At 63.4% G+C, this 23,323-nt stretch carries 11 protein-coding genes; 7 read left to right on the top strand and 4 right to left on the bottom strand.

Features of this window, described 5'->3' with window-relative positions; genetic code table 11:
• Window positions 1–70: 70 nt before the first annotated feature.
• Entirely contained in the window at window positions 71–3,232 is a 3,162-nt protein-coding gene (locus AAFX91_RS22255) for an Rne/Rng family ribonuclease (RefSeq protein WP_394567906.1), read from the bottom strand.
• Between the two features lie 752 nt (window positions 3,233–3,984).
• On the opposite strand from AAFX91_RS22255, the gene AAFX91_RS22260 reads away from it, so the two are divergent.
• The 3 genes from AAFX91_RS22260 (at window position 3,985) to prfB (ending at window position 9,241) form a co-directional block, all read left to right on the top strand.
• Complete coding sequence (locus AAFX91_RS22260) at window positions 3,985–5,289, top strand: N-acetylmuramoyl-L-alanine amidase (RefSeq protein ID WP_394567907.1); 1,305 nt, start codon at window positions 3,985–3,987, stop codon at window positions 5,287–5,289.
• Window positions 5,290–5,514: 225 nt separating this feature from the next.
• Window positions 5,515–8,001, top strand: a complete 2,487-nt coding sequence (locus tag AAFX91_RS22265) for a penicillin-binding protein 1A (RefSeq protein ID WP_130582797.1) — start codon at window positions 5,515–5,517, stop codon at window positions 7,999–8,001.
• Window positions 8,002–8,109: 108 nt separating this feature from the next.
• A protein-coding gene (prfB, locus tag AAFX91_RS22270; protein WP_282527971.1) for a peptide chain release factor 2 occupies window positions 8,110–9,241 on the top strand; the annotation gives its coding sequence in 2 pieces (ribosomal slippage) (window positions 8,110–8,178 and window positions 8,180–9,241; 1,131 coding nt in all).
• Window positions 9,242–9,268: 27 nt separating this feature from the next.
• On the opposite strand, the gene AAFX91_RS22275 is transcribed toward prfB, so the two are convergent.
• From AAFX91_RS22275 to AAFX91_RS22285, 3 genes are all read right to left on the bottom strand, one after another.
• The gene (locus AAFX91_RS22275) at window positions 9,269–11,425 is read right to left on the bottom strand and encodes a carbamoyltransferase C-terminal domain-containing protein (RefSeq protein ID WP_394567908.1); all 2,157 of its coding nucleotides are present in this window, start codon (window positions 11,423–11,425) and stop codon (window positions 9,269–9,271) included.
• An 805-nt stretch (window positions 11,426–12,230) separates the two neighbouring features.
• Entirely contained in the window at window positions 12,231–13,592 is a 1,362-nt protein-coding gene (locus tag AAFX91_RS22280) for a peptidoglycan DD-metalloendopeptidase family protein (RefSeq protein WP_394567910.1), read from the bottom strand.
• A gap of 99 nt (window positions 13,593–13,691) precedes the next feature.
• On the bottom strand, window positions 13,692–14,396 hold the full coding sequence (locus AAFX91_RS22285) for a peroxiredoxin (RefSeq protein WP_394567911.1): 705 nt from the start codon (window positions 14,394–14,396) through the stop codon (window positions 13,692–13,694).
• A gap of 251 nt (window positions 14,397–14,647) precedes the next feature.
• Here AAFX91_RS22285 and AAFX91_RS22290 point away from each other — a divergent pair, with 251 nt between their 5' ends.
• The 4 genes from AAFX91_RS22290 (at window position 14,648) to AAFX91_RS22305 (ending at window position 23,260) form a co-directional block, all read left to right on the top strand.
• Complete coding sequence (locus AAFX91_RS22290) at window positions 14,648–18,385, top strand: hypothetical protein (protein WP_394567912.1); 3,738 nt, start codon at window positions 14,648–14,650, stop codon at window positions 18,383–18,385.
• Between the two features lie 275 nt (window positions 18,386–18,660).
• Window positions 18,661–21,066: a phosphoketolase gene (locus tag AAFX91_RS22295; RefSeq protein ID WP_394567913.1), complete on the top strand. Its 2,406-nt coding sequence runs from the start codon at window positions 18,661–18,663 to the stop codon at window positions 21,064–21,066.
• A gap of 62 nt (window positions 21,067–21,128) precedes the next feature.
• A complete protein-coding gene (locus tag AAFX91_RS22300) occupies window positions 21,129–21,884 on the top strand; it encodes an HAD family phosphatase (RefSeq protein WP_130578812.1) in 756 nt (251 codons plus the stop codon).
• A gap of 35 nt (window positions 21,885–21,919) precedes the next feature.
• Window positions 21,920–23,260 carry a hypothetical protein gene (locus AAFX91_RS22305; protein ID WP_394567914.1) on the top strand — a complete coding sequence of 447 codons (1,341 nt, stop codon included), beginning with the start codon at window positions 21,920–21,922 and terminating at the stop codon, window positions 23,258–23,260.
• Window positions 23,261–23,323 lie beyond the last annotated feature (63 nt).

Here is a 23,323-nt window from a genome sequence, read left to right on the forward strand (position 1 = left end):
GCGCGAAACTACTTCGCCGTCGTCGCCATTGCCGCCACTCTGCTCTGGATAAGGTAACTGTCCACACGGCCTAGCCGCCGCCGCCAAAGCGGCGCGACCACCAGCCGGCCTTGCGCGGCGAGGCTTCGGTCGTTGCTGCAGGGGCGGGCTCTGCGACCGCCGCGGGAGCGGGCTCTGCCGGCGGAATCGGCTCGGATTCGCTTTGCACCACGACGGGCGCGGGCTCGGGCTGCGAGGCGAAGCTCACTTTCTCGCGCACGGTTGAGCGGCGACGCATCGCGCGATCGTTCTCCTGCGCAGGCTCCTCGGCCTCGGGCGCGGGCGCAGCGACGCTCACCGGCTCCGGCTGAGGGGGCGGGCTCTCGGCCGGCTGCAGCTCGAGTTCGAACTCGGGCTCGGCGACCGGTTCGGGCTGAACCAATGTCTGTGCAGGCTCCGGCGAACCGCCGTCGAAATCGGCGACAGCGTCCGCTGCTTCCGGCTCCGCGCGCGGGCCGAGCTCGTCGGCAATCGAGGCGGCAAGACCCTCATCCGCACCATGGCCGCTACGGCGGCGGCGTCCGCCGCGACGTCCACGCCGGCGCGGACGGCGTTCGCCGTTCTGGCCTTCACCACGAGCGAAAGCCGACTGATCTTCGCTCTCGTCCTCGTCGGTCTCGACTTCCTCGGCGGCAATGCCGTCGTCGGTCTCGGGCGCAAGCGGCAACGCCTCGCCATCCTCGCGCGGCACACCGCCCTCGCGGTCGCGGGCTTCGCCACCGCGGCCGCGACGCCGCCGGCGCCGCTTTCGGCGCGGACCGTCGGCCTCTTCGCCGGCGCCCGTTTCGCCGCTCAGTCCTTCCGTCTCCTCGGTCTCGATCTCCGCCTCGATGTCGAAGGGTTCCTCGTCGTCATAGGCCTCTTCGAGCTGAGGCGGCGCGGACGCGGCCTGCGCCGCGAGCAGCGCCTTGGCGGCTTCCAGCGTGTGCACCTGCTCGCCGCGGTCGATGACGTAGGACTGCTGGCCGCTCACGGTCGCATCCGCCGCCACCGAGATCTGGACCTTGAAGGCGGTCTCGAGGTCGCGCAGATGGCCGCGCTTGTGGTTGAGGACGTAGAGCGCGACGTCGGTGCGGGTGCGCACCACGAGATTGTGGGTCGCGCCCTTCATCAGGATCTCCTCGATGCCGCGCAGGAGCTGCAGCGCCACCGACGAGACCGAGCGGACATGACCAGAGCCGCCGCAATGCGGGCAGGGCTCGGTCGAGCTCTCAAGCACGCTGGCGCGGATGCGCTGGCGCGACATCTCGAGCAGACCGAAATGCGAGATGCGTCCGACCTGGATACGCGCGCGGTCCTGCCGCAAACAGTCGGAGAGCTTGCGCTCGACCGCGCGGTTGTTGCGCTTCTCGTCCATGTCGATGAAGTCGATGACGATCAGGCCCGCGAGGTCACGCAGGCGGAGCTGTCGCGCGACTTCCTCCGCCGCCTCGAGATTGGTCTTGAGCGCGGTATCCTCGATGTGATGCTCACGTGTGGCGCGGCCGGAGTTGACGTCGATCGAGACCAGCGCCTCGGTCTGGTTGATGACGATGTAGCCGCCGGAGCGTAGCTGCACGGTCGGGGAGAACATCGCGTCGAGCTGGCTCTCGACGCCCATCCGAGAGAACAGAGGCTGGCCGTCGCGGTACTGCTTCACCACGCGGACGTTCTCCGGCATCAGCATCTTCATGAAGTCGCGCGCTTCGCGGTAGCCGGGTTCGCCGGCCACCATGATCTCGTCGATCTCCTTGTTGTAGAGGTCGCGCAGCGAGCGCTTGATCAGCGAGCCTTCCTCGTAGACGAGGGTAGGGGCCTGCGACTTCAGCGTCAGGTCGCGCACGGTTTCCCACATGCGGATCAGATATTCGAAGTCGCGCTTGATCTCCTGCTTCGAACGCGAGGCTCCGGCGGTCCGCAGGATGATGCCCATACCCTCGGGCACGTCGAGATCCTGCACCACTTCCTTGAGCCGCGAGCGGTCCTGGGCCGAGGTGATCTTACGGCTGATGCCGCCGCCGCGCGCGGTGTTGGGCATCAGCACCGCGTAGCGGCCGGCGAGCGAGAGATACGTCGTCAGCGCCGCGCCCTTGTTGCCGCGCTCTTCCTTGACGACCTGCACCAGCATCACCTGCCGGCGCTTGATGACTTCCTGGATCTTGTACTGGCGTCGCGGACGGAAGGTGCGCTCCGGCACCTCCTCGAGCACGTCGTCGCCGCCAACGGATTCGACGACTTCCTCTTCTTCTTCGCCGTCCTCGTCATCCTCATCGTCATGCGCCTCGTCGCCGAGCGGCTCGGCGCCATGCTCGTCGTGCGGCGCAGCCTCCGCGACGAGTTCCGCGGGGGCATGCTCATCGGACGCCGGATGCTCCTCGCTGGGCTGCGCGGTCTGTTGCGCATCCTCGGCGTGGGCGGCGTTTTCCTCGACCTGCTCCTCTCGGGCGCGCTCGGGCTCGTGGTTAACCTCGATCTCGGCCCCGACATCCGGAGTGGCCGCGGCGGCCGATGCCTCGATCGCGGCGACGACCGGGTCGGGTTGCGCTTCCGTTGCAGCGGCCTCGCTCAGAGCCGGCGCATGATCATGGTCGTCATGAGCATGACGGTCGTCGTGAGCACGCTCGTGTTCGTGTTCGCCGTGCTCGTGCCCATCACGATCGTGCTCGTCATGACGGTCGTGCTCGTCGGCATGCTCGCGATGGTCAGGATAATCGTAGGCTTCGTGCTCATGGTGTTCATGCGCATCGGCGCCGAGGTCGTGCTGCTCGGCCTCCGCATGAAGCGCGTGATCCTCATCGGCCTGCGGCTCGGCCCCCTCGACGACCTCGCTCTGCACGCGCTCGCCATGGCTGCGGCGGCGGGCATTGCGGTGCCGGGAGCGGCGGCGGTGAGGCCGGCTTTCGCTTTCCTCCTCGGCTTCGCGATGGGCGCGCTCTTCGGCCTCGATCAGCGCCTGACGGTCGGCGACCGGGATCTGGTAATAGTCTGGATGGATTTCGCTGAAGGCAAGGAAGCCATGGCGGTTGCCGCCATACTCGATGAACGCCGCCTGCAGCGACGGCTCTACGCGCGTCACTTTGGCGAGGTAAATATTGCCGCGCAGTTGCTTGCGTTGGGCAGTCTCGAAATCAAATTCTTCGACGCGATTGCCGCGGACCACGACGACCCGGGTCTCTTCCGGGTGGGTGGCATCGATCAACATCTTGTTGGGCATTCTGGAGCTCTTGAAGGCGGCGGGCGCGTAGCATGGCGCGCGCGAATTGCGCCGCCCGGTGACGCGACGGTCCACCTGATTCGGGGGTGAGGGGAAGGCCAAAACGCAAATCGCGGCGCCGTGCCGAACCCGCTCCCACCGGAACGACGCGGCGTGCGGAGTTTTCGCCTCGCGTGGTCGCGATCGTCTGGGGGGTGTTGGTCGGCAACACAGTCTGGCGCATTAAGCGGTTGGCCCGTCTGAACATATTTTGGCGGCAAACAATACCGCCGCATCCTTCGCTGAAGGCCCGGCGCGGCGCGAAAGCGCTCGCCGGCCAATCACATATCGGCCCCCTTTTTGACCATGATCGTTTCGAAAAACTGGTACCCAGTTCTCCGGATCATGCTTTGGGGCCGAACAATCAGTTCTGCCGTGTCTCGCCCCTTGCCACACAGAATGTGTCTGGGGCCGGACGCCGCTCGGGCTCAAACCGCCACTCCATGTCAGCCGCGCGCGGCGCTGGCTGGGGAGGGACCGGGAAAAACGCTGGTTCCTTCGGCTTGAAGGTTCCACCGCTGCACCGGGAGGCTGAACGCGACACAACCGGGAGTATTAGCCATCAGCACCACGTACATACGTGGATTGATCGTCACGCGCAAGGGAGCGTCGCGGCGGGGCAACAGTCGAACCATTTCGCCCGTGCGGTATTAGGGTCTCGTTAACCCTGTGGTTCTAATGCGGTATGACGACGGCTCGGAGGGCGCCGAATCGTGGCGGACCGCGTAAATCGATGGACTTCGCTGGGGTGCAGACTGTTGTGCGCCGCAGCATTGTCGTGCGGCCCGTTTGTTGTTCCCGGCGTAGCTGAAGGAACGCCGCCAAGCCCTTCTGCAAACACTGATTTTCCTATCGTTTCCGAAGCCCGGTTGGCCGGCGACGCCAAACAGACCCGGTTCATTGTCGATCTCGACAAGAAGATCCAGTTCCGCGCCTTCACGCTGGCCGACCCCTACCGGGTGGTGGTGGATGTTCCCCAGGTGACGTTCCAGCTTCCTTCCGGGACCGGCAATGCCGGGCGCGGGCTGGTGAAGGCCTTCCGCTACGGGCTGGTGATGCCCGGCGGTTCGCGAATCGTCTTTGACCTGACGGGGCCGGCGAAGATCGCCAATTCCTACGTGCTGGACGCGGCCAACGGCCAGCCGCCGCGCCTGGTCCTGGAACTGGAGCAGGTTGACCGCAACGCGTTCACCCAGCAGCTTGCGCTGGACGACCGGCCGGAGCTGAGGCCAACCATTGCGGACGCCAAGGCGGCGATGCCGGCCGAGGGAACACCCAACGCAAAACCGGGCGAGCCGGCGGATTCGCGGCCTTTGATCGTGATCGATCCCGGCCATGGCGGCATCGACAACGGTACCCAGTCGAACGGCGAGTTGGAAAAGAACCTCGTGCTCGGCTTCGGGCTCGCATTGCGCGACCGGATCGAGAAGTCGGGCAAGTACCGGGTCGTCATGACCCGCACCGATGACACGTTTATCCCGCTGAACGACCGGGTCAAAATCGCCCGCAGCCAGTCGGCGGCGCTGTTCGTCTCGATCCATGCCGACGCGCTGCCGCGCCGGGAAGGCGACGCCCAGGGCGCCACCATCTATACGCTGTCTGACAAGGCCTCCGACGTCGAAGCGGAGCGGCTGGCGGAAGCCGAGAACAAGGCGGACGCCATCGCCGGCGTGAACCTGTCCGATGAGCCGACCGAGGTCGCCGATATCCTGATCGATCTCGCCCGCCGCGAGACCAAGACATTCTCCAACCGTTTTGCGCGGTTGTTGGTGTCCGAGATGAAGACGACGGCGCGGATGCATAAGCACCCGCTGAAATCGGCGGGCTTTCGGGTCCTGAAGGCGCCCGACGTGCCCTCGGTCCTGGTCGAACTCGGCTATGTCTCCAACAAAGGCGACCTCGAACACCTGGTATCGGAGAACTGGCGCAACAAGGCGGTGGGATCGATGCTGCAGGCCATTGACGCCTTTTTTGCCAAGCGACTCGCGACGGCCACGCCGGATACGCCGGACAAGTGACAGTGCCGAGAAAAGGCGCCGCTCGGAACCAGGAAGCCCTAGTTTGGCCACAGCGGCAACGGTATACGACATCATCTGGGGGCCTCGCGGAATCGGCCGATTTTGTCCGCGGAGCGCTGTATTGTTCGCCTCAAGCACCCGCAGGCTGTTAGGGCCAGGGGCATTCGCAACGAGGAACTGTCGCCGGCTGGTCTGGCGCAACAGGGTTGAAACGGAACTTCGATAATGCGCTTGCTGGTGCGGTTCATGGGTTTCTTGTTCGCCGCGGGGACCGTCGTGTTCCTGGTCGGCGTGGCCGGCGTCGCGGGCGCGATCTGGCATTTCTCCAAGGACCTGCCGGACTATTCTCAGCTTCAGGACTATGAGCCGCCGGTGATGACGCGCGTGCACGCGTCCGACGGCTCGCTGCTCGGCGAATATTCGAAGGAGCGGCGGCTCTATCTGCCGATCCAGGCGGTGCCCAAGCTCGTCATCAACGCGTTCCTCGCAGCCGAAGACAAGAATTTCTACGAGCACGGCGGCATCGACTTCTCCGGCATGGCGCGCGCTGCGATCCTGTACGCGCAGAATTATGGCTCGGGCCGCCGGCCGCAGGGCGCGTCGACGATCACGCAACAGGTCGCCAAGAACTTCCTGCTCACCAACGAGGTCTCGTTCGCTCGCAAGATCAAGGAAGCGCTGCTCGCGATGCGCATCGAGCGCGCTTACTCCAAGGATCGCATCCTCGAGCTCTATCTGAACGAAATCTATCTCGGCCTTGGTGCCTATGGCGTCGCCGCCGCCTCGCTGGTCTATTTCGACAAGTCGGTGAATGAACTGACCGTCGCCGAAGCCGCCTATCTCGCCTCGCTGCCAAAGGCGCCGGCGGCGCTGCATCCGGTGCGCAACCGCGACCGCGCGATCGAGCGCCGCAACTACGTGATCGACCGCCTGCTCGAGAATGGCTGGATCAAGCAGGCCGACGCCGACAAGGCCCGCAAGGAGCAGCTGGTCGTCACCAATCGCAGCAACGGCTCACACACCTTTGCCGGCGAATATTTCGCCGAGGAGGTCCGCCGCGACATCTTCGAGCGATACGGCGAGAAGAAGCTTTACGAGGGCGGCTTGTCGGTGCGCACCACGCTCGATCCGAAGATCCAAGTGATGGCGCGCAAGACCATGGCCGCCGGCCTCGTCAACTACGACGAAGGGCAGGGCTGGCGCGGCCCGATCACCAAGCTCGATGTTTCCGGCGATTGGGGCGTGAAGCTCGCCGACGTCAAATCGCTCTCCGACATCTCGCCGTGGCGAATTGCGGTGGTGCTCGAAACCAGCGACCAGTCGGCGCGAATCGGATTCCAACCCGGCCGCGAGCTCGGCGGCGCCGTCAGCAAGCAGCGGCAGACCGGCATCATCACGCTCGATGGCGTGCGCTGGGCAAGGCCCACTTCCGGCGCGGCGCGCGGGCGGACGCCAACGGCGGTGTCGCAGGTGCTCGCGCCCGGTGACGTCATCTATGCCGACCCCCTGGTGACCAAGGAGGGCACGGCGGTCGAAGGCCAGTACCGGCTGCGGCAATTGCCGGAAATCTCCGGTGCCATGGTCGCGATGGATCCATGGACTGGCCGCGTGCTGGCCATGGTCGGCGGCTTCTCGTTCGACCAGAGCCAGTTCAACCGCGCCACCCAGGCCTATCGGCAGCCGGGCTCGTCGTTCAAGCCGATCGTGTATTCGACCGCGCTCGATAACGGCTACACGCCATCCACCGTGGTGGTCGATGCGCCCATCGAAATCGACCAGGGGCAGGGCGCCGGCGTCTGGCGCCCGGAGAACTATTCGACTGGCAAGTATTACGGTCCGACCACGCTGCGCAACGCGCTGGCGCGCTCGCTGAACACCGTCACGGTGCGGCTGGCGCAGGACATCGGCATGCCCCTGATCGGCGAATACGCCAAGCGCTTCGGCGTCTATGACGAACTGCCGAACTATCTCTCGTACGCGCTCGGCGCCGGCGAGACCACGGTGATGCGGATGGTCACGGCCTATTCGATGTTCGCCAATGGCGGCCGCCGCGTGAAGCCGACGCTGATCGACCGCATCCAGGACCGTTACGGTCACACCATCTACAGGCATGACCAGCGCGAATGCCGCGGCTGTGACGCGCCCGGCGGCTGGAAGAACCAGCCCGAGCCGCAGCTCGTCGATCGCCGCGAGCAGGTGCTCGATCCGATGACGGCCTACCAGATCACCTCGATGATGGAAGGCGTGGTCCAGTACGGAACCGCCACGGCGGTGAAGGAAGTCGGCAAGCCGATCGCCGGCAAGACCGGCACCACCAACGACGAGAAGGACGTCTGGTTCATCGGCTTCTCGCCGGATCTCGTAGTCGGTGTCTACCTGGGTTACGACAAGCCGCGCAATCTCGGTCGCAAGGCCACTGGCGGCGCATTGGCCGCGCCGGTCGCGCGCGATTTCCTCAAACTTGCACTGGCGGAAAAGCCCGCAACGCCGTTCAAGATTCCGGCCGGCATCAAGCTCGTCCGCGTCGATTCCAAGAGCGGCATGCGCGCTGGCCCGGGCGAGGGTGGACGCACCATCCTGGAGGCATTCAAGCCGGGCACGGCGCCGCCGGATAGCTACTCCGCTATCGGCGTGGCCGACGCCGAGGGCCGGTTGCCGCCGGCCGTCGCGCCCGACGCAGGTGCGATCATGCGTCCCGGCGGATTGTATTAGCGCCCTGAAGCTCCAAATCATCGGGAAATAGGCTCGCGGCCGATTGCGCTTCAGCGCTTCGGCCGCTACATCCCTCACAAGACATTCATAATTCAGACCAGAAAGACCATGCGCGCGGAAGTGGAACGCCTTGTTGAAGAGATCAAGCAGTCGGTCGGGCTGCTGAGGAGGCATCTTTGACGTCGAGAAATCGACGGCACGGCTGGCCGAGCTGAACAAGCTCGCCGAAGATCCCGATCTCTGGAACGATCCCCAGAAAGCCCAGAAACTGATGCAGGAGCGCACCTCGCTGGAGGATGCGCTGTCCGGCATCAGCAAGGTCGAGCGCGAGCTCGAGGACAATGTCGGCATGATCGAGCTCGGCGAGGCCGAGAACGATGAGGGCGTCGTCGCGGAAGCCGAGAAGGCGCTCAAGGACCTCAAAAAGGAAGTCGCCCGGCGCGAGCTGGAGGCGCTGTTGTCAGGCGAGGCCGACAAGTTCGACTCCTATCTGGAAGTCCATGCCGGCGCAGGCGGCACCGAGAGCCAGGATTGGGCGCAGATGCTGCTCCGCATGTACACGCGCTGGGCGGAGAATCATGGCTTCAAGGTCGAGTTTCTCGAGGAATCCCAGGGCGAAGAAGCGGGCATCAAGTCCGCCACCATCCAGATCAGCGGCCACAACGCCTATGGCTGGCTGAAGACGGAGGCCGGAGTGCATCGTCTGGTCCGGATTTCGCCGTTCGATTCCAATGCGCGCCGCCACACCTCGTTCTCGAGCGTGACGATCTTTCCGGTGGTCGACGACAGCATCAAGATCGACATCAAGGAGTCGGATGTGCGCACGGACACCATGCGCTCGGGCGGCGCCGGCGGCCAGCACGTCAACAAGACCGAGTCCGCGGTGCGCCTGACCCATATCCCGACCGGCATCGCCGTGGTCTGCCAGGCCGGCCGCTCCCAGCACAAGAACCGCGCGCAGGCGTGGGACATGCTGCGCGCCCGACTCTACGAGATCGAATTGAAGAAGCGCGAGGAACAGGCGGCCGCCGACCAGGCCGCCAAGACCGATATCGGTTGGGGCCACCAGATCCGCTCCTACGTGCTGCAGCCGTACCAGATGGTGAAGGACCTGCGCACGGGCGTGCAGACCTCCGATACCGCAGGCGTGCTCGACGGCGACCTTGATGAGTTCATGGCGGCCACGCTGGCGCAAAAGGCTTTCGGCACGACGGCTGGCGCGATTGAGGATGTCGATTAATAAAGGAAGCGCGCCGTTTCGGCTTGCTCATGCAACCGGCTGCACGCTTTTCCACTCCGACAGCCATTGCGTGAAGCGGCCGCTGTCACGCGCCCCGCCGTGCCATGCGGCGTACACGGTGCCATCGCTTGCAACCATGATCACGGCGTCGAGCCCCTTGGAGCGGCGCAGTGTGTCGATGGCCTGGCTTGGCGTCTGCGCGATCGGGCCTGCGACATTGAACGACATGTTAACCGACACTTCGACGCCGATGCGGCGGCCGAGCGCCTTGAGATAGGCGTAGGTGAGGGGATCGTCCTGCTCGCGCACGATCTGGATGCGGCCGGTGCCGTCGGCGTGGACGACGGCCGGGATCTTGTCGCGCGCGTGCGGTTTTGAGCGTGCGGTCAGCACCATGTAGTTATAGGCGTTGTAGTCGTCGTCGGAGGCGCCGGGCAGCAGTTCGAAATAATACTGCGCCGCCTCCAGCGTCGCCATCGGCGCCAGGGGCCGGATTGCCTCGCGATATTTCACGCGTTCGTTCAGCCGCTCGCGCGTGGCGGGATCGCAGGGGTTGGCGAGGATCGAACGATGGCCGAGCGCGCGTGGCCCGGTCTCGGCCGGGCCCTGATAGATCGCGATCACGCCGTTCTGTGCCACCATGAACGCCATCAGGTCGGCGATGGCGTCGCGTCCCTCAGGCGTCGAGATGTCGCCGATCCGCTCTGAGGCAATGTCGTCCGCCTTCAGCGCGATCGCGATGTCGTCAGATGTCGGCGGCATGCCGCAGTAGAACGCATGCGTCATCGGCCCGCCGCGCGGAGCACCGGCGAGATGCGCGAACAGCCAGGCGGCGCCGATGGTGACACCGGGATCGCCGGGCACCGGCGGCACCCACAGATGCAATTGCGCGCGCCGGCCCTGCGCATTGGCAAACCAGCTCTCATCGAAATGCTCGATCAGGCGCATGTTGCCGACGGCGTTGAGCGCGACGCCGCCGGTCAGCACCAACCGGCGGGCGCCGGTTGTGCGCAACAGATGATCCACGACATGGATCATTGCGTCCTCGAACACGAGCTGCGTCGCGGCGGCCTTGTCGAGGCGATCCTGCGTGTCGGGACGGTGCTTGATATCCTCGACGCGCAGCATCGCGTCGGGATTCCAGAGTTGATCCGGCTTGAGCGGTTCGCCGAGAATATCGGTCAACGCGGCCTTGTAGGGATTGTCGAACGGGTCGCAGTACCAGTTCGCCATCGCGCGGTTGAGCCAGACTTCGCCGTCGGCGCCGAGATGCAGTACCTTGCGGAGCCTCCGATAATAGGGATTGCTCGATCGGCTCATATCGCCCCAGGCGGCTGCGCCCATGTAGCGTCCCTCGCTGGACAGCCAGGTCCAGCCGCCCTGGGTCGAGGAGATCACGCTGTAGAACGCGCCGAGTGAATCGAACATGCTCTCGTTGCAGTAGAGCCGGTGCATCGCGCCTTTCTCGACGACGTAAAGCGAGAGCGAGCCGAGATCGCCGATGCCGTCGAGCACGGCGATGGCGACCGGCTCGCCGTCATCCTTGAAAGGAGATGCCGCGAACGAGAACCAGGCATGATTGTCGTGGTGCGGCAGGCAGATCAGGGGCACGCGCTCGGAAAGCTTGAGCTGGCGGGCGAGGATCTTTGGTGTCCGCGTCATCTGGTCGAGGCGGCGGCCATTGAAGGCGGACGCTTCCGTCGTGCGCAACAATTTCAGGCTTTGCGGCAATTCCTCCAGCACCGAGCGCGCCAGCGTGCCGGCAAGCGTCGGATAGTCCCAGCTTGTCAGCCAAGCGTCGATCGCGCCGACATCGCGTCCCATCCCGCGCAATGTTGCGACAACGGCGTCGATCGATTTTTCAGGGTATTCCGTCGTGTGCTTGTTGCCGGAAAAGCGTTCTTCCTCGTTGTTGACGATCAGGCGCGGGCCGTCTCGTTGTGTCACCTCGACCAGTGCGATGCCCGAATTGTGCGTGCCGGGAAGGCCGAGGCCCGCGAGATAGACGGTCTCGCCGCGGGCGAGCTTGTCGCGGACAGAGGCAATCCGGGCGTCGGCGAACTCGGAGCCGAGCTGATGGAAGCTTGCCGCTCCCATCGTCTTCGCCGCCAGCCATCGCGCGGTGCGAAAGCCTGCGGCGCCGAGCCTGCGACGTCGCGGACCAATTCGCGTGTTCGGTTCCAAGTCCTGAGTTCCTGTCGGTGCGATCTCGAATGCATCAATCACACTTGCTGCCAAGCAACAATGCCGTTTCGTTTGCGCACCGATTCTGTAGGATGGCTAGAGCGAAGCGAAACCCATCACTCGCGCAGCTTGCTATCGAAGCTGATGGGTTTCGCTTCACTCTACCCATCCTACGTCCGATTCAACGGATATGAGTTCGCATTCTCGCGGCGCTTTGCGTCCGAGTTTTGCTTCACTTTCCACCCTCTCGAAATCAGAGGGCGCAGGGAAAGCCGGGTGCTGGTTGCACCCGTGGGTCCCGTGCAACAAAAAGCACGGGGGTAGGACCACAGGTTCAACCGAAGCATTCCGGCTTTCCCTGCGCGATGGTGTTACGGCTTACTTCGTGCTCTCCCCGGTGACCGGGCTTTCTTGCCACCGTCATCTAGTGCGAACTTGTTCGCACGAAGCTTAGCGCCAGCGTCGGGGCGCCAGGACCACACGACTTCGCCGTCCGCTGATGTCGCGTTCGTCTTTCGCAACACCAACGTCCACCGCATCTCACCGCAACGTTCGTGACGATCGCGAGCCGCCCCTCATTCGCGTGAGACGCGCGGAGTTAAATCACTGATTTGCCCGACGACGGAAGCGGAATATTTTTCGTGTGGGGGCTGGACGACGCAAATCACCTTGGAGTCGCTGGCGAATTGTTCTCCGTCATTCCGGGGCGTCCGAAGGACGAACCCGGAATCCATTTCTCCGCCTGCGCCTGTAGCCTGATGGATTCCGGGCTCGCGCTCCGCGCGCCCCGGAATGACGACGGAGATCAGCCCGCGCTGAGGCGCACGCCGGCGCGTAGGAATTTTTGCGGGTCGACTGCGTCGCCGTCGATGCGTGTCTCGTAGTGGAGGTGCGGGCCGGTCGAACGGCCGGTCGAGCCGACGGCACCGATCACCTGGCCGATCTTGACGGTTTCGCCGACCTTGACGTTGATCTCGGACAGGTGGCCGTAGCGGGTGGAAAGACCATTGCCGTGATCGACCTCGACCATGCGGCCGTAACCGCCGGCCCAGCCCGATGACACCACCTTGCCATTGGCGGTGGCGCGGACGGGATCGCCCATCGCGGCGCGGAAATCGAGGCCGGTATGCATCGCGGGACGGCCGAGGAACGGATCGGTGCGGACGCCGAAGCCCGAGGTGAACTCGACTTCACCGATCACGGGCTTGCGGTAGGGCACCAGCGTCAGCGTGGCGTTCAAGCGCTGCATCTGCGCGCGGGTGATGTTGATGCGGTTGAGTTGCCGCTCGAACGGACCGGCGTCGCCGGGCAGCTTGACGGGCACGAAGGGGCCGCCGATCGCCGAGCGTGGGGTCGCGGCTTCGAGCTGCGACATGTTGAGACCGAGATCCGTGATCACACCGCGCATCCGGCGGACCCGCGATTCCATGGTCTCCTCGGCTGAGCTCAGCGCTGCCATCTGGCGTCGCTCGACCTGGTCGAGCGAGGTCTGGAGACGGACCAGGACATTGTCGAAGCCCTGCAGCTTGGCGAACTGGTTCACCGGTGCCGCTGCCTTGATCGGGGCACGCGATTCCAGCCGCGCCTCGCGATCCGGCGGCGCCGCGAAGATCACGGTGTCGCTGATCGGCGAGGGCTTTGGCGTCGCCGTCGCTTCCGGCGCGGCATTGCGCGCGGGCGGGCGGATCGAGCCGGTTGTTGCGACATCCGGCATCGAGCCCAGCGCAGTGGCGCGGGCTTCGAGCGCGGTCTGCCGGCGCATGATCTGCTCGAGCTTCTGGTCGAACTGTTCCTGGTCCAGGAGCTGCCGGCTGGTGGTGCGGTCGACCTTGGCGCGCAATTCCGCGATCCGGTCCTCATAGGAGAATTGCATCTCGGCCTGGCGGGCCAGCAGCCGGGTCAGGACGTCGTCGCGAAACGCAAAATAGGTCGCGGTTGCGGCCGACCATATGCCGAGCAGGACCACCGAGCCGACCGCAGCCCAGAACAGGACCGGGCCAATGCGAACCTGCTTGCCGGCATGGACGAGGGTGTAGTCGTTCGCAGGCTGCGCGGCTGCTGACGCCGCGGCATGGGCCGCAGGGCGGCGAGGGGACGTCCGCCCGTGCTCTCGTGGATGATGGTGCTGCTGGTGATGGTCGAAATGGTGACCGGAACGATAGGACATCGGCACTCCCGCGCCGGTCGGATCAAGTTCCGTACGGCCTCAGTTCGGGAGCGATTTGAGCCGGTCATGGTTAATTTTCCGGAAACGGGGCCCGGTGGATCAGAGCGATTGGGCGGCGGCCAGGACCTCGTCGGCATGGCCGTCGACCCGGACATTGCGCCAGATCCTGGCGATCCGGCCATTGGCGTCGACCAGAACCGTGGTGCGAAGAATCCCAAGGAAAGTCCTGCCATACATGGATTTCTCGCCCCAGGCCCCATAGGCCTCCAGCATCTCGTGCTGGTCATCCGAGCCCAGGGGAATGGCGAGCTGATGCTTGTTCCTGAATGATTCCTGCGCCTTCACGGTGTCGCCAGAAACGCCGAGGATCTCGGTGCCGCTCTCGGCAAACGCATCCTTCAGCCGGGTGAAATCGATCGCCTCCTTGGTGCAGCCCGGCGTGTCCGCGCGCGGGTAGAAGAACAGCACCAGCTTCTTGCCGGCGAAGTCGGTGAGTGAGACCTCACTTCCTCCGTCGCGGGGCAGGCGGAAGTCAGGCGCCTTGGCACCCTCGAGCAGGGTGGTCGATTTGGTCGCAGCCGATGCAGCGGATTTTAACGATTTCGATGCGGCCTTGTGGGACGGTTTGGTGGATGCGGCTTTGGCCGCCTTGCTGGATTTCTTTGCGACCGCCTTGCGAGCCTTTGCCGCGGGCGGCTTGACCGATGCGACGGCCTTACTGCGGACCACCGTGGCCCGAGACGATTTGGTCGGAGACGATTTGGCTGTGGTCTTGGAGGATTTCTTGCGCGTTTTCTTGGACATACGCCTTCCTTTCGTCGCTTTCCGGGGCTCAACCATTGTATCAGTGCGGCGCTTGTCGCCGGCGATCGGATTTGTGCCGACTGTCGGGCAAGTGTGATGGCGCGGGAGTATGGTCACAGGGATTTCGACGCGTCATCCGCCCGCTCGCCTAACCTGCTTTGAAAGTTTGCTCGAATGTTCGCTCAAATGTTCACTCAAATGTTCACTTGGGGCTGAGGGCGACTAACAGTATTAAGCGAGGATTGGCAGCGATGCCGGCACAGGAGCGCTCGATACAGATCGATGGGCGTGCCTTGGGCGGCGATCAACCTCAGCGCCTGCACCGAGAGGCAATGGCAAAGAATACGTCGTCCCAAGGATCGAGCTCCCAAGGATCGCTCCAAGGTCACAGCCCGAATCCGCGTGCCGACGCCCAGTATTGCGGCTGGGGCGACGAGGTCGGCTGGGAGGAGCATGACGAGGCTGCCGGCCATCGCGCGCGGCGGCTGTTGTCGCGCTCAGATTCCGGCCTGCACCGGATCGGTGACTTCTTCGGCCCCAGGCGGCGATCGACTCATGGCGGGCGCTGGGTCAAGCGCATCGCCCTGGTGCTGGGCGTGCTGGCGGCGATCTTCATGAGCTGCTTCGGCGCGCTGTGGTGGCGGCTGGGGGCAGGCCCGATCAATCTCGATATGGCGACGCCATGGCTCGCGACCGCGATCGAGGACAATATCGGCCACGGCAACACGGTCGAGGTCGGTGGTACCCAGATCGAGCGCGCCGGCCGGATTGGAATCGCCGTGCGCATCCGCGACATCATCGTGCGCGACCGCGACCGTGCGATCGTCGCGAGCGCGCCGAAAGCCGAGGTCAAACTGTCCGGCACCGCGCTGCTGATGGGCCAACTCCGCGCCGAAAGCCTTAACCTCGTCGATGCCGAACTCGCGATCCGGATCACGCCGGACGGCTATGTGACCGTTTCCGCCGGCGATACCGCCAAGCCGCTCGCGACCGGTGTCGCTTCCAAGCATGAGGCGGGCCTGCCGCCGACATTCCCGCGGCCGGTGCCCCCGCCGCCGCCGTTATCGCCACCTTCGTCGCCGTCCGTCAGCGTCCCGGCGCCGCCGTCTGAGAGCGCGCAGAGCGGATTGCTTGCCGGCCTCGACTGGCTCGACAGCCTCAGCATGACCGGTCTCGACGGCCAGAACCTCAACGAGATCGGTCTGAAGAACGGCAACCTCGTCGTCGACGATCAGCAGCGCGGCGGCAAATGGACCTTCGAGAATATCAGCCTGAGCCTGCGGCGGCCGAGCGGCGGCGGCGTGGCGCTGAGCGTCGGTGAAGAGGGCGCCCATCCGTGGTCGCTGCGCGTCGCGGTTGGCCCGCTCAGGGATGGCGTGCGCGCGGTCGACCTGCGCGCCGACAAGCTGTCATCCGCCAATATCCTGCTCGCGCTCAGGGTGAAGGATCTCACCTACAATGCCGAGCTGCCGCTATCCGGTGAACTGAAGGGTGAAATCGGCCGCGACGGGCTGCCGACCTATTTCCGCGGCAAGATCACCGCCGGCCCCGGCAACCTGATCGACACCGATACGCCCGACTATCCGATGGCGATCGATTCGGCCGAAGTGAATGTTGAATGGGACGCTGGACGCCGCGTGCTGCTGGCGCCGTTCAAGGTCGTCTCCGGCGCCAATCGGGTCACGCTGCTCGCTCATCTCGAACCGCCGAATGACGATATCAACGACTGGCAGCTCGGCCTGAGCGGCGGCACCATCCTGCTCGCGGGCATCGACAACGAGCCGCCGCTGATCTTCAATCGCATCGCGGTTGGCTTGCGTTTCGACACCGACAAGAAGCGCGTGCTGCTGACGCAGGCCGATATCAGCAATGGCGAGATCGGCATCGCCGGCACCGGCAGCATCGACTATTCCGGCGAGCCGCGGCTGCAGCTCGGGTTCGCGGGCACGCCAATGTCGGCCTCGGCGCTGAAGCGAGTTTGGCCTGCGCTGGTCGTGCCGGAATTGCGCGAATGGGTGATCGAGCGGATCGAGCGCGGCACGCTCCAGCGCATCGAGATCGGCGTCAACTCGCCGGTGCGCAACCTGTCCCGCAAGGGGCCTCCAATCCCGGATGACGGGCTTGCCGTCAACATCGTCGCGAGCGGCGTGACGGTGCGTCCGGTGGACGAGATGCCCGTGGTTCATGACGCGGATTTGCGGGCGCGGGTGACCGGCCGCACCGCGACCGTCAACATCGCCCAGGGCATCGCCGACACGCCGGGCGGGCGCAAGATCACGCTGTCGGACTTCTCCTTCGAAGTCCCGGACCTGGTGCCAAAACCCTCGCCGGCCAAGATCAAATTCCGCGTCGATTGTCCGGTGCCGGCCTGCGCCGAAATCCTTGCTTCCGACCGCCTCAGCGATGTGTCGGGGACGACATTCGTCGATCCCAATGCGAGCAAGGGGACGGTCTCGGCCACGATCAATCTCGGCCTGCCGGTCAAGGGCGTGCTGACCAAGGAGGATACGACTTACGCCGTCACCGCCGATCTCGGCAGCGTCGCGATCGACAAATTGGTGATGAACCAGAAGCTCGAGGCCAACGCGCTGAAGGTCGTCGCCAACAATGCGGGCTATCAGGTCAAGGGTGACGTCAAGATCGGCGGGCAGCCGGCTTCGCTGGATTACCGCAAGCCGAGCGAGGGCGACGCCGACATCAAGCTGCAGTCAACGCTCGACGATGCCGGCCGCCAGCGGCTCGGGCTCGACCTCGGATCCGCGGTGAGCGGCGCGATCCCGGTCAAGGTCGTGGGCAAGATCGCGAGCAGCAGCGATCACGACAGCAAGCTCGGCGTCGAGGCTGATCTCACCCAGGTCAGGCTCGACAATATCCTGCCCGGTTGGGTCAAGACGCCCGGCAAGTCTGGCAAGGCCACCTTCAACGTGGTGCAGAAGCCGCAATCGACGCGCTTTGAGGACATCGTGGTCGAAGGCGCCGGCACGTCGATCAAGGGATCGGTGGAAGTTGACCAGAATGGCGATCTCATGAACGCCAACTTCCCGACCTATTCGCCGTCGGAAGGCGACAAGACCACGCTGCGCGCCGACCGCGGGCCCGACGGCGTCTTGAAGGTCTCCATGCGCGGCGACGTGTTCGATGGCCGCGGCTTCCTGCGCACGGCGATTTCGGGCCGCGACGACCCCAAGAACAAGACCAAGAACATCGATTACGACATCGACCTCAAGCTCGGGGCGGTTGCCGGCTTCAATGGCGAAGCGTTGCGCAGCGTCGATGCGAAGGCCTCCAAGCGCAACGGCGCCATCAAGAGTTTTGCACTGAACGGCAAGATCGGGCGCGATACGCCCGTGACCGCCGATCTGCGCGGTCGCCAGCAGGGGCGCGAGGTGGTCTACCTGCAGACCAACGACGCCGGCGCATTCTTCCGCTTCACCGATTTCTATTCCAAGATCGTGGGCGGTCAGCTCACGCTCGCGATGGAGCCGCCGGCGGCGGAGCCGAGCCCCAAGGAAGGGCTGATCAACATCCGCGACTTCTCCGTCAAAGGTCAACCCGAGCTCGACCGGATCGCAGCCGGCGGTTCGCCTGGCACGACGAGCGGCGTCGCGTTCAGCGCCTTGCGCGCCGAGTTCACGCGCCAGAGCGGACTGCTCTCGATCCGCGACGGCGTCGTGAAGGGGCCGGCGATCGGCGCGACCATCGAAGGAAGCATCGACAACATCGGCAACCAGGTGCGCATGAGCGGCACCTTCGTGCCGATGTACGGCCTGAACAACATGTTCGGCCAGTTGCCGGTGATCGGCCTAGTGCTCGGCGGCGGAAGTAATGAGGGCCTGATCGGCGTGACCTACGAGGTTGTGGGCACACCGGCGCAGCCGGTGCTGCGCGTCAATCCGATCTCGGCGATCTTTCCCGGCGTGACGCGGAAGATCATGGAATTCAACACCGGCAAGCAGAACAACCAGGTGGAATTCCCGCCGAACAATTGAGCGATCTATGGCGTGCCGTTCTTGGCCGCCGATCCCAAGCCGCACGTGTCGTCGCTTGAACCAAAGTGTCCGGTCACCTCCGGGCCGACAGGCGGCGGCCAGGATTGGCCAGAGTGACCCTCAGCGGGACTTGCGTTGATCTGGATCAATGAAGACCGTGCCGCGCGGTTTTCCCTGTAGCTGCCGTCTCTGCTGTGATGCAGGCGATTAACGGCGCTCGGTTTCCGCCGAGCCCTGCAACGGCGCGCTCGATGAGACGGAGTGAGGAGGAAACAATGGCAAACGCGTTGTCTGATAAAGAGCTGGCAATGATGGATGCGTATTGGCGGGCGTCCAACTACCTCTCGGTGGGCCAGATCTATCTCTACGACAACCCGCTGCTTAAGCAGCCGCTCACGAAGGAGCACATCAAGCCGCGGCTCCTCGGTCACTGGGGGACTTCACCCGGTTTGAACTTCATCTACGTTCACTTGAACCGGATCATTAAGAAGCACGACCTCGATATGATCTATATCACGGGCCCTGGGCATGGCGGCCCGAGCCTGGTCGCGCATGCCTATCTCGAGGGAACCTACAGCGAGGTTTACCCGAACATCTCGCCCGATGAAGAGGGCATGAAACGGCTGTTCACCCAATTCTCGTTCCCTGGCGGTATTCCCAGTCACGTAGCGCCGGAGACTCCGGGTTCAATTCACGAGGGGGGCGAACTTGGGTACTCTCTGTCGCATGCTTATGGGGCAGCCTTCGACAATCCAGATTTGATCGTTGCCTGCGTCGTCGGCGACGGTGAAGCGGAGACGGGACCGCTGGCAACGAGCTGGCATTCCAACAAGTTCTTGAATCCCGCGATTGACGGGGTGGTTTTGCCGATCCTCCATTTGAACGGCTATAAGATTGCCAATCCCTGCATTCTCGCCCGCATCAGCCGTGAAGAGCTGGATCGGTTGTTTCGCGGCTACGGCTATACGCCTTACTTTGTTGAGGGGGATGAGCCGGAAAAAATGCACGAACTTATGGCCGCTACGCTGGATAAGATTATCGGCGAAATTCAGCGGATAAAGGTGGATTCACGACGCAACGGCTTTAACGAACGGCCACGCTGGCCGATGATTGTCCTACGAACCCCCAAGGGCTGGACTTGTCCGAAGGAAATCGATGGCAAGCGGACCGAGGATTACTGGCGCTCTCATCAAGTGCCCATGGGCGAGATGCACGAAAACAACGCCCATGTCCGCATTCTGGAAGAATGGATGAAAAGCTACCGACCTGCCGAACTTTTCGACGACGGCGGCCGGCTTCGTCCTGAGTTGGCCGACCTCGCTCCTCGAGGAACCCGCCGTATGAGCGCCAACCCGCACACCAATGGCGGGTTACTTCTGCGCGAACTGCGAATGCCGAATTTCCGCGACTACGCGGTCGAAATGAGCGAGCCCGGCGCCGTTATGGCGGAGTCGACGCGGATCATGGGGCGGTTTCTACGTGACGTGATGAAGCTCAACATGGAGCAACGGAACTTCCGACTCTTCAGTCCGGACGAGAACAACTCCAACCGTTGGCAAGACGTGCTGGAGGTAACCAACCGTGCCTGGGTAGCGGAAACTTATCCGTGGGACGATCATCTCGCGCCCGACGGGCGAGTAATGGAGATGCTCAGCGAGCACCAGTGCCAGGGCTGGCTTGAGGGCTATCTCCTCACGGGCCGGCACGGTTTCTTCTCTTGCTATGAGGCTTTCATCCACATCATCGATTCCATGTTCAACCAGCACGCCAAGTGGTTGAAGGTATGCAATCACATTCCCTGGCGACGACCGATCGGCTCGCTGAATTATCTTTTGTCCAGCCATGTCTGGCGTCAGGACCACAACGGCTTCAGCCATCAAGACCCTGGGTTCATCGATCATGTCGTGAACAAGAAAGCTGAGGTCATCCGGGTCTATCTGCCGCCCGACGCGAACTGCCTACTCTCGGTCACCAACCATTGCCTGCGCAGCCGGAACTACGTCAATGTCGTCGTCGCGGGCAAGCAGCCTGCTCCTCAGTGGCTGACAATGAACGAGGCGATCAAGCACTGCGAGGCCGGACTGGGCATCTGGCAGTGGGCCAGCAACGACCGGGGTGGCGAGCCAGATGTTGTGATGGCCTGTTGTGGAGACGTACCGACACTGGAGACTCTTGCGGCGGTCGACCTGCTTAGACGACATGCGCCCGATCTCAAAGTGCGCGTCATCAACGTTGTCAATCTGATGAAGCTGCAGCCACCGAGCGAACACCCGCACGGCCTCTCGGATCAGGATTTTGATGCGTTGTTCACCACCGACAAGCCGATCATCTTTGCCTTCCATGGTTATCCGTGGCTGATCCACCGATTGACCTACCGGCGCACCGGCCACGACAACCTGCATGTCCGGGGTTACAGGGAGGAAGGTACCACCACAACCCCGTTTGATATGTGCGTACTGAACGATATGGATCGCTTCCATCTCGTATCCGACGTGATTGATCGCGTGCCGAAGCTCGGGTCACGGGCTGCTTATGCCAAGCAGGCGATTCGGGACAAGCTCATCGATCACAAGACATACATTGCTCGGTATGGGGACGATATGCCCGAGATCACAGGCTGGAGATGGGGGAAAGAGGCCGCCTCTGTCGCGGTTCGCTCCACAGAGGCAGATAACGTCTAACCCGGTCGGCGGGACGCCAACGTTCCGGCGGTTAGGTCCTTGGGGCAAGAGGAGAGTGATCCATGCCGCAACCCAAGAGCAAGCGCATCAGCCGCGATCAGTACGACGCCGTCCTTTTTGACTTGGATGGTGTATTGACGGATACAGCCAAACTCCACGCGACGTGTTGGAAACAGATGTTCGATGAGTATCTGCTGGAGCGTGCGAGGCAGACGGGGGCAGCATTTCGTCCCTTCGATATCGACACCGATTACCGGCTCCATGTGGATGGCAAACCCCGTTTCGACGGCGTGCGTGATTTCTTGAGATCGCGCGGCATCGAACTTCCAGAAGGAGATCCAGAGGACTCTGCAAAAGTCGAAACAGTGTGCGGGCTCGGAAACCGCAAGGACGACCTAGTCGATCGTGCGATCGTGGAGGATGGCGTAGAGTCTTATGACGGGAGTGTGCAATTCATCCATCAGCTCCGCCACGATGGGTTCAAAATTGCCGTAGTCACCTCGAGTCAGAACTGTGCGTCCGTCCTGCGGGTGGCGGGGCTGGACGAGTTTTTTGAGGTGCGGGTCGATGGCAACGTGATCCAGGCGCAACGTCTTTCCGGCAAGCCGGCCCCGGACACGTTCCTGCTGGCGGCACGGCTCCTTGGGGTTCTGCCGATAAGGACAATTGTGATCGAGGATGCCATTTCCGGAGTCCAAGCGGGATCTAACGGAAACTTTGGGCTGGTGATCGGCGTCGCTCGCAAGGGAAATGCGGATGAGCTGAAGCACCATGGGGCTCATCTGGTAGTCCACGATTTGGCCGAACTAACTGACTGATTAACGCCAAGTGCTGCCTTGGGAGAAACAGCCCGATGCTACACCATGAACGGCTCCGCCCGCCATCTCGCGATTATCCGGCCGATGAGTGGAATGTTATCGAAAAGTCGTTTCGACCCGATTTTCTGGCCCAGGTCGAAACGATGCTGGCACTCGGCAATGGATATATCGGCACGCGCGGCTGCCCGGAGGAGGGTGGTCCCAACGTCGAGAACGGCACATTCATCAACGGGTTTTATGAAACCTGGCCTATCGTCTACGGAGAAGAAGCTTTTGGTTTCGCCAAGACCGGCCAGACGATCTGCAACGTGACGGACAGCAAGATCATCAAGCTCTTCGTGGACGACGAACCGTTCTGGTTGCCCAATGCGCACCTCCTAGCGTACGACCGGCGGCTCAACATGAGGGCCGGCACACTCGATCGGACCGTGACTTGGGAGACCCCGTCCGGCAAGCAGGTATCGATCACGTCCCGGCGTCTGGTCTCCTTCGTGAACAGGCACGTGGTCGCTATCTCATACTGTGTGACACTCGTAGATGCTCAGGCATTTGTCGTAATCTCTTCGGAGATGACCACTCATAAACCAAGCGGCCGCGGCGATCGCGATGATCCGCGCCTGGCAAGAGCGTTCTCCGGCCAGGTACTTCATCCGCAAACCAACTACGCCAAAGACCAGCGCATCGTGCTGTGCCATACGACGGAAAGGAGCCGCTATATGTTGGCATGCGCGACGGACCACTCGCTGGAGAGTTCTTGCTCACACTCGCACAAGGTCGCCTGCACCCCTGACTTCGGCCAGGTTGCCTACGCTGTCGATGCCAAGCCCGGCTGTCCGATCCAGCTCACCAAATACATGGTTTATCACACCTCCCACACGGCATCCGCAGAAGAACTCTGCGGCCGCGCTGAATGGACAATGGATCGCGTCGTGACTCAGGGTTTCCAGCGGCTGCTCGCCTCTCAAGAGCAGTACATGGACGATTTTTGGCGCCGGAGCGATGTTCGCATCAAAGATATTAGTGAGCAGCGAGTACAGCGGAGCACCGTAGAAATCCAGCAAGCGATCCGCTTCAACCTTTTTCATATCCTTCAAGCCTCTGCGCGCGCGGAGGGAGCAGGCGTGCCCGCGAAAGGACTCACAGGACAGGCTTATGAAGGACACTACTTTTGGGATACGGAAATCTACGTGTTGCCGTTTCTGATCTATACGTCCCCGTGGATCGCAAGGAACCTTCTGGCCTTTCGTTACAAGATGCTTCCTCAGGCACGGGCTCGCGCGAGAGAACTGGGCCATCGAGGAGCGATGTATCCTTGGCGCACAATCAGCGGAGAGGAGGCATCCGCATACTACGCGGCGGGCTGCATATTTCACTGATGGTGAGCAGCGATTTCGCGCGATCATGAGCGCCGAATTCAGACGATCGTGAGCAGCCCGCTC

This window comes from Bradyrhizobium sp. 31Argb, assembly GCF_043638955.1.
Classification (GTDB): domain Bacteria; phylum Pseudomonadota; class Alphaproteobacteria; order Rhizobiales; family Xanthobacteraceae; genus Bradyrhizobium.